Origin of the sequence: Pseudarthrobacter sp. NIBRBAC000502772, assembly GCF_006517235.1 — a bacterium.
Taxonomy (GTDB): domain Bacteria; phylum Actinomycetota; class Actinomycetes; order Actinomycetales; family Micrococcaceae; genus Arthrobacter.
In genome coordinates this window covers 3,655,737-3,669,014 of the sequence record NZ_CP041188.1, presented here as the reverse complement: position 1 = coordinate 3,669,014, position 13,278 = coordinate 3,655,737, and the positions used below count along the sequence as shown (strand labels likewise).

Sequence of the window (13,278 nt, the reverse complement as noted above, 5' to 3'; positions counted from 1 at the left end):
GCGACAACAGAGCAGCAGAAGTGACCACAGAGAATTTTGACAGTGCAGAGTCCCTTGAGGAACGAATCCTTGGGGGACTTGACGCTGAACAGCGCGAGGTCGCCAGCACGCTGAACGGGCCGCTGTGCGTCCTTGCCGGTGCCGGCACCGGCAAGACCAGGGCCATTACGCACCGGATTGCCTATGGCGTGCACTCAGGGGTGTACAGCCCCCAGCGGCTCCTCGCCGTGACGTTCACGGCCCGGGCCGCCGCGGAAATGCGCAGCAGGCTGCGGGATCTCGGCGTGGGCAATGTCCAGGCGCGCACCTTCCACGCCGCCGCCTTGCGGCAGCTGCAGTTTTTCTGGCCGCAGGCGGTCGGCGGCACGCTGCCCAACCTGCTGGACCACAAGGCCCAGATGATCGCCGAAGCGTCCCGCCGCCTGCGGCTCAGCACTGACCGCGCGTCCATCCGGGACCTCGCCTCCGAAATTGAGTGGGCCAAGGTCTCCATGCTGACCCCGGCCAACTACCTGGAGAACGCACAGGGCAGGGGAACGCCCGGCGGGTTCGACCTCACCGCCGTCGCCCGGGTCTTCCAGTCCTACGAGGATGTCAAGACGGACCGCAACGTCATTGATTTTGAGGACGTACTCCTGATCACGGTGGGGATCCTGCAGGAAGACCAGAAAGTCGCGGCCACCGTTCGTGAGCAGTACCGGCATTTTGTGGTGGACGAGTACCAGGACGTTTCGCCGCTGCAGCAGCGCCTCCTGGAGCTGTGGCTGGGCGGGCGGGACGAGCTGTGCGTTGTGGGCGATGCGAGCCAGACGATCTACTCGTTTACCGGCGCTTCGCCCAAACACCTGCTGGGATTCAAGACCCAGTACCCTGAGGCCAATGTGGTGAAACTGATCCGGGATTACCGTTCCACGCCGCAGGTGGTCAAGCTGGCCAACGATCTCCTGGCCGCACGGCGTGGCGGCGGACCGGTGGCCGATGCTGCCTGGGCGGCTCCGCTGCAGCTGGTGGCGCAGCGGCCGGCGGGGCCTGTCCCACAGTTCACCGAATGCTCCGACGATGAAGCCGAAGCCGCCACTGTCGCCATCAAGATCCAGGAGCTGCTCGACGCCGGCACTCCCGCCAGCCAGGTGGCTGTCCTTTTCCGCACCAACGGGCAGTCCCAGGCCTACGAACAGGCGCTCGCGGCGGCCGGCATCAGTTACCAGCTGCGCGGTGGTGAGCGGTTCTTTGCCCGCAAGGAAGTGCGCGACGCCATCCTTCAGCTGCGCGCGGCAACCAGGGCCGTCGCTGAAACGGCGACGCCGGAACCGCTCGGCCAGTTGGTCCGCGATATCGTGGCCTCGCTCGGCTACACGGACGCCCCGCCCCACAACGGCGGCGCGCTGCGCGAACGCTGGGAGTCCCTGGCAGCGCTGGTGGCGCTCGCGGACGAGCTGGTCCACGTCCGCGGCGAGCAGTTCAGTCTCAGTGACTTTGTTAATGAACTCCAGGAACGGTCGCTGGCGCAGCACGCTCCCACTGTCCAGGGCGTGACGCTTGCATCGCTGCACGCCGCGAAGGGCCTCGAATGGGACGCCGTGTTCCTGGTGGGCCTCTGCGAAGGCCTGATGCCCATCTCCTTCGCGGACACACCCGAATCCGTGGATGAGGAGCGCCGCCTGCTCTACGTGGGCATCACCCGCGCCCGCGAGCACCTGTCCCTGTCCTGGTCCACGGCACGGACACCGGGCGGCCGGGCCAACCGCAAACCCTCACGCTTCCTCGACGGGCTCCGGCCCAACTCGGTGGCCAGTTCCAGCGCCCGCGGTAAAGGGCCGGCGCCGCGCCGGAAATCGACGGCCCCCGCCACCTGCAGGGTCTGCGGGAGCATGCTGGCCAGCGGCGCCGAACGCAAGGTGGGCCGCTGCAACGGCTGTCCTCCCAGCTACGAAGAACAGACCTTCGATGCCCTTCGGCAATGGCGGAAGGAAATTGCACTGGCCGCCGAAGTGCCGGCATTTGTCGTCTTCACGGATGCCACGCTGACGGCCATCGCAGAGGCCAAACCGTCCACGCTGGAGGAACTGGCGGCACTGGCCGGCGTCGGTCCGTCCAAACTGGAACGCTACGGCGAAGACGTGCTGCGGGTGCTCGTCGAAAGCACCACCCTGTGACCCGCCGGCCGGCAGGACAGGACACCCTCCCCGTCACCACAGCGGACGGATCACCGGTTGAGGTGCGGCGGTCGGCCCGCCGGACCAGGACCGTGGCTGCCTTCTGGGAGAACGGGACGGCAGTGGTGGCCATTCCGGCCCGGTTCACCGCTGCGCAGGAGTCTGAATGGGTGCACCGCATGCTGGAGAAGCTGCACCGCCAGGGGGAGCGGCGCTCCCGCAAAGGAAGCAAACAGCCCGCCACTGATACTGCCCTGGCCGTCCACGCCGCAGCCCTTTCGGACCGGTACTTCGGCGGCAGGGCAGTCCCGACGTCGGTCCGCTGGGTCAGCAACCAGAACTCGCGCTGGGGCTCCGCAACACCGTCGGAAGGATCCATCCGGCTCTCCGACAAGCTCCGGCCCATGCCGCCGTGGGTCATCGACTATGTCCTGCTGCATGAGCTCGCGCACCTGCTGGTGGCCGGGCACAATGCCGCGTTCTGGAAGCTGTTGGAGGCTTACCCCGAGACGATGCGGGCCAAGGCGTTCCTGGAAGGCGTCTCGTTCGCCACCTCCCGGGGCCTGACCGCGGGCAGCAATGATTCAGACCCGGGTGACGCCGACTAGAGAGTCTCTCCTAACCGTCGCCTGATGCTCGGGTCGAGCCGGGGAAATGGTTGCTTCGCAGGGGGATCATGTGTCAGCCTCGAAGTGATCCCGTCGCCGGGGCGACGACGGGCAACAGGGAAAGAGCATGGCATGGGACTCATCCATATCGACCTGTTCACCACCCTCGACGGCGTCGCGCAGGCGCCCGGCGGGCCGGACGAGGATGCTGACGGCGGCTTCGCGTTTGGCGGCTGGCAGGCGCCCCTCCTAGATGAAGTCGTCGGCGAGCAAGTCGACTCCGGGATGGTGGGGATGGACGCGCTGCTGCTTGGGCGACGGACCTACGACATCTTCGCCGCGTACTGGCCGCACGCGGACGGGGGAATTGCGCGGCTGTTCAACCGCCTCCCGAAATACGTGGCCTCGCGCCAGTCGCCGGCCCTCGAGTGGGCCGACTCAACACTGCTGGGTCCTGATGTCGTCGCTGCCGTGCGCGAACTGCGCGACCGGCACGCGAACATCCACGTCATTGGCAGTCTCGACTTCGTGCAGACCCTGTTCGCCGAGCGGCTCTTTGACCGGCTCACGCTCTGGGTGTATCCGATCCTCCTCGGCGGTGGAAAGAAGGTTTTCGCCGGCGGGGTGGTTCCGACGAACCTCAGACTCATCGAGCCGGTCGTCGCCTCACCGAAGGGAGCAGTGCTGCAGCGCTACGCGCTCGCCGATGGCACCCCTGGGGTCGGCGATATGTCTGCCAGCGACCAGGAAAGTTAGGCTGAAGCTGCATTCCACGACATTGCGCCGCAACACACCCTAGCCCTTGGGCTGCTCACCGTCGCCGGTGGGCTGGTCGCCGTCTTCACCGCCTTCGGAATCATCCTGCGGCGCGTTGTCGAAGCCGCCGCTGAGCAGCCTCTGCAGGGCGTCGTCCACTTCGCTGTCGCTGGCCTCGGCCAGCTGGCGGCGGCCACTGAACCCCTGCGGGTCATCGAGGTCCTCGGCGGTGGGGAGGAGGTCCGGGTGCTGCCAGATGGCATCGCGTCCGGCAATGCCCCGTTCGTCCTTCAGCGTGGCCCACAGCGTGGCCGCCTCGCGCAGGCGGCGGGGGCGCAGTTCGAGTCCCACCAGGGAAGAGAAAGCGTGTTCCGCCGGACCGCCGGTGGCACGGCGTCGCCGGACTGTTTCCCGGAGCGCACCGGCGGAGGGCAGCAGTTTCTCTGTGGCCGAAGCGGTGAGCTCGTCCACCCAGCCTTCAACGAGGGCCAGGGCCGTCTCAAGTTTTTCAAGCGCCTGCTCCTGGGCAGGGGTCCGCTGCGGCATAAAGACACCCTGGGACAGCGCTTCCTGGATGCCTTCAGGGTTGCTGGGGTCCAGGTCGCGGGCCAGCTCTTCAATCCTGGAAGTGTCGATATGGATGCCGCGGGCGTAGGCCTCGATGGCGCCGAGCAGGTGGCCGCGCAGCCAGGGTACCTGGACAAACAACCGCGCATGGGCTGCCTCGCGGACGGCCAGGAACAGCCGGATGTCGTTCTCCGGCAGGCCCAGGCCCTCGCCGAACTTGGACACGTTGGCCGGCAGGAGCGCCATTTCCAGGTCAGCCAGGGGAACACCGATGTCCGTGGAGCTGACAACCTCGGCGGACAGGGCACCGATCGCCTGCCCCAGCTGCATCCCAAAGATCGCGCCGCCCATGTTCTGCAGCATGGAAGAGGCCCCGCCCATCATGGACTTCATCTCTTCGGGCATCTGTTCGGTCATGGCGCTGGAGAGCGCGTTGGCGATGCTGTTGGCTACGGGCTCGGTCAGCCGCTTCCATGTTCCAAGGGTGGCTTCCACCCACTCGGCACGCGACCACGCACGGCCGATCAGGCCGGTGGCAGGAAGGTCGGTCACGGGATCAAGCCACAGTTCGGCCAGCCGCAGGGCCTCGTCGACTTCCCGGGTCTGCAGGGACGTGACGGACGGGTCGGCGCTGCTGGCGGCAACCCGGCGGGCGTTCTCGTGCGCGAGCTGCCAGTTGACGGGCCCTTCGGAAGGGGCGCTCATCATGGCCTGGACCTGGGAGAACATCTGGGCCAGGAGATTGGGGTCGTCCGGCAGGCCGGCTGCCTTTGCGAGTTCGGCGGGGTCGAAGTTCTCCATGCCCTTGCCGCCCATCAGGTTCTGCAGCATCTCGGTCAACGGATCCTTCGGCGTATCGTCGCCGTTGGACGGATTGAGTGGGTTGGAGGTCATGATCCCGCCGATCGTCGGTGTGACTGTTCACTTCACGGTACCCCGGGCAGGGGCGGCTGTCTGCCGGACAGGCGCCACGTTCGCTGTAGGCAAAGAGCTGGCCGGGGGCGGCACCGCGTAGTGTTGATTCAGTGACTACAACCCGCGGCGATCATCCGCATGAGGACCACGCTCCAGAGCTCGACGCCGGCACCACAGCGGGTGCCGCAGCGCCCGGAACGGATGTAGCCGGCCCCCCGCCAACAGGGCAGAATGCTCCCCACAGCTCCCCGCCCGGGGACCGGCGGGTGTCCGTGATGATGCTTTCCGGCGTCCTGGCGCTGGGACTGGGGATCGCGGCCGTCACCGTACCGGTGCCTTATGTTGTGGAATCGCCCGGACCAACCTTCAACACCCTCGGGCAGAGCCATGGCAGCCCTGTCATCAGCGTGACAGGCCACGAAACCTATCCCGCCAAGGGAAATCTGGACCTGACCACAGTTTATGTCGACGGCGGCCCCAACGGCCCGGTGAGCGTCCTGGGTGCCTTCACCGCCTGGCTGGACGGCTCCAAGTCCGTTCATCCGGTGGAGATGCTTTACCCCAGCGGCACCACAAAGGAGGAGGCTGACGAGCAGAGCTCCGTGGCCATGACGTCGTCGCAGGAGAATGCGGTGGCGTCAGCACTCAAGGAGCTCAACATTCCCTTCGGCCAGCAGCTCCAAGCCGCGGGGCTCCCCGACGGTTCGCCGTCCGCCGGAAAGGTTGAAAACGGCGACATCTTCGAATCGATCAACGGCAAACCCATCACATCGCTCGCCGTGGTTCAGGAGGAACTGGCCGCCGGCCAGGGAGCGCCGGCCACCCTGGTGGTGCAGCGCGCAGGAGAATCCGTCACACAGACCATCACCCCCATGAACAACGGTGCGGGCCGCTACATTCTCGGAGTCATGCTCAAGTACCTGTTCACGTTTCCGTTCGACGTGAAGATTTCACTGGACAAGGTTGGCGGACCCAGTGCCGGGCTGATGTTTTCGCTGGGCATTATCGACACGGTGACACCGGGGGACTTGACCGGCGGCAAACATGTCGCCGGAACGGGGACCATCACCCCCGACGGCGCCGTTGGCCCCATCGGGGGCATCCGGCAGAAGATGCTGGGCGCGCGTGCCGGGGGAGCCACCATATTCCTCGCCCCGGCAGAAAACTGCAACGAAGTTGTGGGCCATATGCCGGACGGACTGCAGGTGCTCAAAGTGGAGAACATCGCAGACGCGCGTCACGCCGTCGAACTCGCCGGATCCGGGCAGGACACGGGCGCTTTGCCGGTCTGCGCCAACAACTAGACTGAGGCCAGGAACTAAGCTTTACCGCCACTCGTGGCAGATATGACGGACGTTGCCACACGCTTGACCGGTGCCGGACGTCAACCGCACGCACGCTTCTCATGTAAACCTGACGACCAGCTATGAGGTACCGAGTTTGTCCCGTCCTACCAGCCCCATCCCGCCCGGAAGACCCCCCTCGCGACGCGGGGCCCTAACGCCCACGCTGATTGTTGTTGCCATCGCAGTGGTGGGCTTCATCTTCTTCGCCAACGTGTGGACTGACGTCCTCTGGTACCGGCAGCTCGGCTACTTCGAAGTGTTTGTGACAGAAAACCTCTCGCGGATCGGGATCTTCTTCGCCGGCTTCGCACTTATGTTCCTGGCGGTCTTTTTTGCCATCCGGGTTGCCTACCACGCGCGGCCCGTGTACGCGCCGGACTCGGAGATGCGCGACAACCTGAACCGCTACCAGGCCCAGCTTGAACCGGTGCGCCGCGTCGTAATGGTGGGCCTGCCCATCCTGTTCGGGCTGTTCGCGGGCAGCGCCGCGGCCAGCCAATGGCAGAAAGTGTTGTTGTTCTTCAACCAGGAACCGTTCGGCCAGAGCGATCCTGAGTTCGGCCTGGACATCAGCTTCTACCTCATGACTCTTCCGTTCCTGGGATTCGTCACTGGCTTCCTGATCAGCGTGGTTGTGGTGGCCGGCATCGCCGGAATCCTCACTCACTACCTCTACGGCAGCATCCGGCTGATGGAGCGCGGCGTGTTCACCAGCCGCGCGGCACAGATCCACCTCGCGGTAACCGGCGCAGCCTTCCTGATCCTGCTCGGTGCAAACTTCTGGCTGGACCGCTACGCCGCCCTTCAGGGCAACGGCGGGCGCTGGGCCGGTGCTCTGTATACGGACGTGAACGCCGTGATCCCTACCAAGGCGATCCTCGCCGTGGCGGCGGGGCTAGTAGCCATACTCTTTATCATCGCGGCAGTTATCGGCCGTTGGCGTCTGCCGGTCATCGGCACGGCCATGCTGATCATCACCTCAATCCTGGCCGGCGGCGTTTACCCGTGGGTCATCCAGCAGTTCCAGGTCCGGCCTTCCGAGCAGACGTTGGAGAAGGAGTTCATCCAGCGCAACATCGAGATGACCCGGGCAGCCTATGGCCTGGACCAGATTCAGGTGGACCGCTATGACGCGACGAACACTGCCAGCACTGGGGCGTTGGCTCCGGACGCGCAGACCACCGCCAACATCAGGCTCCTGGACCCCAACCTGATCTCCGACGCGTTCTCCCAGCTGGAGCAGTACCGCCCGTACTACCAGTTCCCGGATGCACTGAATGTCGACCGCTACGAGGTGGACGGCAAGATCCAGGACACCGTCATCGCCGTGCGCGAGCTGAACCCGACGAACGTTGCCACCAACCAGCAAGGTTGGCTCAACCAGCACGTCGTGTACACCCACGGCTACGGCGTGGTGGCGGCCAAGGGAAACAAATTCACCGTCGACGGCAAACCGGAGTTCCTCCAGTCGGGCATCCCGTCCACCGGTGTCCTTGGCGATGACTCCACCTACGAGCCACGGATCTACTTCGGCGAAGACTCCCCGGAGTACTCCATTGTCGGGGCGCCTGCGGGATCACCGCACCGCGAACAGGACAGGCCTTCCGGCAAGGAAGGGGACGGGGAAACCCAGTACACCTTCACCGGCAACGGCGGGCCCAACGTGGGCAGCTTCTTCAACAAGGTCCTTTACTCCATCAAGTTCCAGTCCTCGGACCTCCTGCTCTCCGACGGCGTCAACGCAGAGTCGCAGATCCTTTACGACCGCAGCCCGCGTGACCGCGTGGAAAAGGTTGCCCCGTACCTGACCGTTGACGGCAACGCCTACCCGGCCGTTGTTGACGGCCGCGTCAAATGGATCGTGGACGGTTACACCACCAGCCAGTACTACCCGTACTCGCAGCAGGAGCAGCTCTCGGCTGCCACCGCGGACTCCCAGACCACGTCAGGCCGGACAGTTGCCCTGCCGAACAGCTCGGTGAACTACATCAGGAACTCCGTCAAAGCCACGGTCGACGCGTATGACGGCTCGGTGACCCTCTATGCGTGGGACGACCAGGACCCCGTGCTGAAGGCCTGGCAGAAGGTTTTCCCCACGTCCGTGAAGCCTTACTCCGAGATGTCCGGCGATGTCATGAGCCACGTCCGTTACCCGGAAGACCTGTTCAAGGTGCAGCGCGAGCTCCTGGGCCGCTACCACGTCACGGAACCAGTGAGCTTCTACAAGAGCGACGAAGTATGGAGCGTGCCGAACGATCCCACGGTGGATACGGAAGTCAAGCAGCCGCCGTTCTACATGTCACTGCAGATGCCTGACCAGGACAAGCCGGCCTTCCAGCTCACCTCGTCCTTCATCCCGCAGATCGTCAACGGCACTGCCCGGAACGTGCTCTACGGATTCCTGGCGGCCGACTCTGACGCCGGAAACGAGAAGGGCGTCAAGGCGGACAGCTACGGCAAGTTGAGGCTCCTGCAGATTCCGCCGGAAACACAGGTTCCCGGGCCAGGCCAGGCCCAGAACAAGTTCAACTCCGATCCCACGGTGTCGCAGGCTTTGAACCTTTTGAGGCAGGGTGCTTCAGAGGTGCTCAACGGCAACCTGCTGACTCTGCCTGTGGGCGGCGGCATCCTGTACGTCCAGCCGGTTTACCTCAAGTCGACCGGCGAGACGTCCTACCCCACCCTGCAGCGTGTGCTGGTGGCCTTCGGTGACAAGGTCGGCTTTGCGCCGACCCTCGACGGTGCCCTGAAGCAACTCTTCGGCGGCGACTCAGGCGCTGCCGCGGGTGACTCCGACAACACCGGCCAGACGCCTCCCGCTCCGGGGACTACGCCGCCCGTAAGCGCAGGTGCCCAGGCTGACCTGAAGGCGGCGCTGGATGAGGCCAACGCCGCCATCAAGGCCGGCCAGGCAGCCTTGGCAGCTGGCGACTTTGCAGCCTATGGGGAAGAGCAGAAGAAACTCGCGGCGGCTCTGCAGAAGGCGATTGACGCCGAGGGCAAGATCCCGGCGCCAGCCCCTGAAGCCACGCCATCGCCCGGGGCGACACCGTCGCCGGAAGCTACGCCGACGGCGACGCCCTCGCCGGCGGCCAGCAACTAAGGGGTTTGACCCAGCGAGACGCACATCACGCCGCCAGGATTTGGCCTCCCGTTCACCGGACGGTAGTGTTGATCTTGCGACGCGGGGTGGAGCAGTTCGGTAGCTCGCTGGGCTCATAACCCAGAGGTCACAGGTTCAAATCCTGTCCCCGCAACTGGCGAAAAGTCCGGATTCTGGAAACAGAATCCGGACTTTTTGGTTTAAGCGGACCCGCCCCAGGCAGGCAACCTCGGCGTCGTGGGGACCCTCAATCACGATTGGTTTTTACCTACTCCAAAGTACGGTAGTGTTGATCTTGCGACGCGGGGTGGAGCAGTTCGGTAGCTCGCTGGGCTCATAACCCAGAGGTCACAGGTTCAAATCCTGTCCCCGCAACCATGTAGAAGACCCCGACCGGCATAACGCCGGCCGGGGTCTTCTTTTGCCCGATTACACCTTGTTCCTAGTATTCTCGTTCGCAAAGCCATTTGAGCACCTGGTCAGTCATTCTCGAGAGGAATGTTGTTCGATGTCCACACCCACGAAGAAGCCCGGCTCCTCGACGAGCAAGCGGTCAAGACTCTACTGGGGTGTTCCTGCCGCGCTCGTAGTGCTGGTGCTCGTGGTGCTGCTGGCCAGGTGGATGACCGGCCTTCCTGCGGTGGCCTCGTTCCTGGCTGACTATCCGGGCCATTCGGAACTGCCTGACGGCGCGCCTGTGGGATTCCCGGCGTGGCTGGCCTGGCAGCACTTCCTGAACGGCTTCTTCCTGCTGCTCATCATCAGGACCGGCTGGCAGGTGCGGACTACCACGCGGCCCAGCGGCCACTGGACGCGCAACAACAAGGGCCTGATCAAGACCAGGAATGCGCCCACCAAGATCACCCTGGAGCTTTGGCTGCACCTGACGCTGGACGCGCTCTGGGTCCTCAACGGCCTGGTGTTCGCCATCCTGCTGTTCGCCACCGGCCAATGGATGCGGATCGTGCCCACGAGCTGGGACGTTATCCCCAATGCCCTCTCCGCAGCGCTTCAGTACGCCTCGTTGAACTGGCCCACCGACAACGGCTGGGTCAACTACAACGCGCTGCAGCTGCTGACGTATTTCGCAACGGTCTTTATCGCCGCACCGCTTGCCTTCATCTCCGGTATTCGGACGTCCTCCGCCTGGCCCAAGAAGGCCACCGCTCTCAATAAGGCCTACCCCATTGAGCTCGCGCGTGCCATCCACTTCCCGGTCATGATCTATTTCGTGGCGTTCATCGCGGTGCATGTCTTCCTGGTGCTCGCCACAGGTGCATTGCGGAACCTGAACCACATGTACGGCGGCAGCGACGAAGCCGGCTGGTTCGGCTTCTGGGTCTTCGTCGCCTCGGTGGCAGCCATGGTGGCAGCCTGGTTCCTGGCGCGTCCCCTCTTCCTCCGCCCCATCGCCTCCCTGATGGGCAAAGTCAGCCGCTAATTTCCGGGCCGGTGACGTTGTCCTGGCCTTGCCGGTCCTCCCGAAGCCTCTGGTAGGTGGCCAGCGCACGCTCCCTGGACTCGGGGAGTCCCACCACGGGCGCGGGGTAGCCGTGGATACCGGGCTGCTTCCACGGTTCGTGGATGGCTCTGCGGTCCATGTGGGCGAGTTCCGGAATGAACTCGCGAAGGTACCGGCCGTCGGCGTCGAACTTCTTGCTCTGCGTGACGGGATTGAAGATCCGGAAGTACGGGGACGCGTCGGCGCCCGAGCCTGCAACCCATTGCCAGTTGGCGGGGTTGCTGGCTGCATCGGCATCCACCAGGGTGTCCCAGAACCACGACTCGCCCAGACGCCAGTCGGCCAGGAGATTCTTGACGAGGAATGACGCCGCCGCCATCCGGACCCGGTTATGCATCCAACCGGTCTGCCAGAGCTGCCGCATCCCGGCATCCACCAGCGGATAGCCGGTCCGGCCCTGTTCCCACGCCTCCAGTTCCACGGCGGTGGGCTGCTGCCATTCGAAACGGTCGAAGTCGGGCCGGTAGTTTCGGGTAGCCAGCTGGGGATTGGCGTACAGCAGTTGCCAGCAGAACTCCCGCCAGCCCAGCTCGGACCGGAAGATCCCGACGTCGGGCGTCGCCTCGCGGGGGAAGTGGCGGCGGAGCTCGTGCCAGACCCGGAACGGGCTGATTTCACCAAAACGGAGGTGCGGGGACAGCCTGGAAGTGCCTTCCACACCGGGAATGTCCCGCCCAGTGCCGTAGTCCTGTGCGGGCCCGTCCAGGAAGTCCTCAAGCCTGCTGTGCGCTCCGGCTTCCCCGGGCTCCCAGGTCTCAGCCAGTCCGCCGCTCCAGTCCGGGGACACGGGCAGCAGCGACCACTCTGTCAGCGCGTCGCTGCAGGCCTGCTTCATCGAACCGGCGACGGCGGGGGAGGGCAGGCGGGCCGGCGCATCCAGCGGCGGACGGGGCTCGCCGGACGCTGCGCAGGCCCGCCAGTAGGGCGTGAACACCTTGTAGGGACCGCCGCTGCCGGTGGTGATGGTCCACGGCTCGAACAGCAGGTTGGCCTGGAAGCTGGCCGCTTCGATGCCGTTCTCCGCCGCCCAGGCCTTGATGTCCGCGTCCCGGGACCGCTCGGGACCGCCGTAGCGGCGGTTCCACAGCACGTGCGTTGCGCCGGTGTCCGCGGCCAGGTCCCGGATCACACGGCTGGCAGGTCCGCGCCTGAGGATGAGTGCGGAACCGGCCTCAGCAAGCACCCCCGCCAACGAAGTCAGCGAGTGGTGCAGCCACCAGCGGGCCGCGCCTCCCAGGGGACGGATTCCGGGGGATTCCTCGTCGAGAATGTAGACCACTGTCAGCGGCAGGCCGAGTTCGACGGCGTGGGACAGAGCGGGGTTATCGTCCAGTCGAAGGTCATCACGGAGCCAGACGATGGAGGAGGCAACGGGGGAGACCATGGCTTCCACGCTACACACCCGAGTCAGGAGCCGCACGGCCGTTTGCAGGTTTCTGTCCGGACATGCCAAGGGCCGGGGTTCGTGATGAACCCCGGCCCCGGTTGGCCCACTCAGCGGCGGACGCGGCTGGCTACAGCTTGTCGAAGTCGGCTTCGTCGACTGTGGACTCGGACCGGGTGCCGGAAGCGCCGATGGCCGGCTTGGCCCCGCCGGACTTCAGGGCTGCCAGGCGTGCTTCGATTTCCACCTGCTCGCCGAGGTCTTCCAGCTGGTTGAACTGGGCGTCCAGGCTCGACGCGGCAAGCTCCTGCTGTCCGCGGACCTTGGCCTCTTCGCGGCGGATTTTCTCTTCGAAGCGGCCAACTTCGCTCGTGGGATCCATGAAGTCGATGCTCTTAATGGCATCATGCACCTGGGACTGTGCCGCGGCCGTCTTGGAGCGCGCAACCAGCTCGTTGCGCTTGCTGGTGAGTTCGTTGAGCTTGCCCTTCATCTGGTCCAGGCCCGACTTGAGCTTGTCCACTACCTCGGTCTGCGAGGCGATGCTCGGCTCAGCACCCTTGGCTTCGCTTTCCGCGGACATCTGGCGCTGCAACGCTACCTTCGCGAGGTTGTCGAACTTCTCGGCGTCAACGCTGTCGCCGGCGCTGCGGTATTCGTCAGCCTTGCGTGACGCGGCGAGGGCCTTGTTGCCCCAGTCCTGGGCGTTCTTGATGTCCTCGCGGTAGTCATCCTGGAGCATACGCAGGTTGCCGATGGTCTGGGCTACGGCGGACTCAGCCTCCGCAATGTTGTTGGTGTAGTCCCGGACCATCTGGTCCAGCATCTTCTGCGGATCCTCAGCGTTGTCCAGCAAGGTGTTGATGTTTGCCTTTGCCAGCTGTGCGATCCGGCCGAAAATGGACTGCTTAACCATGGTGT

Annotated in this window: 9 protein-coding genes and 2 tRNA genes; 8 read left to right on the top strand and 3 right to left on the bottom strand. The window is 65.1% G+C overall.

The window, feature by feature from the left end; translation table 11 throughout:
• The first annotated feature begins 20 nt into the window (after positions 1-20).
• The 3 genes from NIBR502772_RS16935 (at position 21) to NIBR502772_RS16925 (ending at position 3,520) form a co-directional block, all read left to right on the top strand.
• Positions 21-2,156, top strand: coding sequence for an ATP-dependent DNA helicase UvrD2 (locus NIBR502772_RS16935; RefSeq protein ID WP_141141060.1), 2,136 nt, complete (start codon positions 21-23; stop codon positions 2,154-2,156).
• Positions 2,153-2,764 (top strand): M48 family metallopeptidase, encoded by a 612-nt coding sequence (locus NIBR502772_RS16930; protein WP_141141059.1) that lies wholly within the window; start codon positions 2,153-2,155, stop codon positions 2,762-2,764. Before NIBR502772_RS16935 ends, NIBR502772_RS16930 begins: the two co-directional genes overlap by 4 nt.
• A 132-nt stretch (positions 2,765-2,896) precedes the next feature.
• The gene (locus tag NIBR502772_RS16925) at positions 2,897-3,520 is read left to right on the top strand and encodes a dihydrofolate reductase family protein (RefSeq protein ID WP_141141058.1); all 624 of its coding nucleotides are present in this window, start codon (positions 2,897-2,899) and stop codon (positions 3,518-3,520) included.
• A gap of 39 nt (positions 3,521-3,559) precedes the next feature.
• Here the strand turns inward: NIBR502772_RS16925 and NIBR502772_RS16920 are convergent, their stop codons facing one another.
• The gene (locus NIBR502772_RS16920) at positions 3,560-4,981 is read right to left on the bottom strand and encodes a zinc-dependent metalloprotease (protein ID WP_141141057.1); all 1,422 of its coding nucleotides are present in this window, start codon (positions 4,979-4,981) and stop codon (positions 3,560-3,562) included.
• 131 nt (positions 4,982-5,112) lie between these two features.
• Here NIBR502772_RS16920 and NIBR502772_RS16915 point away from each other — a divergent pair, with 131 nt between their 5' ends.
• From NIBR502772_RS16915 to NIBR502772_RS16895, 5 genes are all read left to right on the top strand, one after another.
• Positions 5,113-6,306 carry a PDZ domain-containing protein gene (locus tag NIBR502772_RS16915; protein WP_371706693.1) on the top strand — a complete coding sequence of 398 codons (1,194 nt, stop codon included), beginning with the start codon at positions 5,113-5,115 and terminating at the stop codon, positions 6,304-6,306.
• Between the two features lie 136 nt (positions 6,307-6,442).
• The gene (locus NIBR502772_RS16910) at positions 6,443-9,451 is read left to right on the top strand and encodes a UPF0182 family protein (protein WP_141141056.1); all 3,009 of its coding nucleotides are present in this window, start codon (positions 6,443-6,445) and stop codon (positions 9,449-9,451) included.
• 80 nt (positions 9,452-9,531) lie between these two features.
• Positions 9,532-9,605: transfer RNA gene (locus tag NIBR502772_RS16905), tRNA-Met, on the top strand.
• A 147-nt stretch (positions 9,606-9,752) separates the two neighbouring features.
• A tRNA-Met gene (locus NIBR502772_RS16900) sits at positions 9,753-9,829 on the top strand.
• A gap of 130 nt (positions 9,830-9,959) precedes the next feature.
• On the top strand, positions 9,960-10,892 hold the full coding sequence (locus NIBR502772_RS16895; protein ID WP_141141055.1) for a cytochrome b/b6 domain-containing protein: 933 nt from the start codon (positions 9,960-9,962) through the stop codon (positions 10,890-10,892).
• On the opposite strand, the gene NIBR502772_RS16890 is transcribed toward NIBR502772_RS16895, so the two are convergent.
• Together NIBR502772_RS16890 and NIBR502772_RS16885 are read right to left on the bottom strand one after the other, a co-directional pair.
• Entirely contained in the window at positions 10,882-12,357 is a 1,476-nt protein-coding gene (locus tag NIBR502772_RS16890; protein WP_141141054.1) for a deoxyribodipyrimidine photo-lyase, read from the bottom strand. The genes NIBR502772_RS16895 and NIBR502772_RS16890 overlap by 11 nt on opposite strands.
• Positions 12,358-12,487: 130 nt before the next feature.
• On the bottom strand, positions 12,488-13,273 hold the full coding sequence (locus tag NIBR502772_RS16885; protein ID WP_056343844.1) for a PspA/IM30 family protein: 786 nt from the start codon (positions 13,271-13,273) through the stop codon (positions 12,488-12,490).
• Positions 13,274-13,278 lie beyond the last annotated feature (5 nt).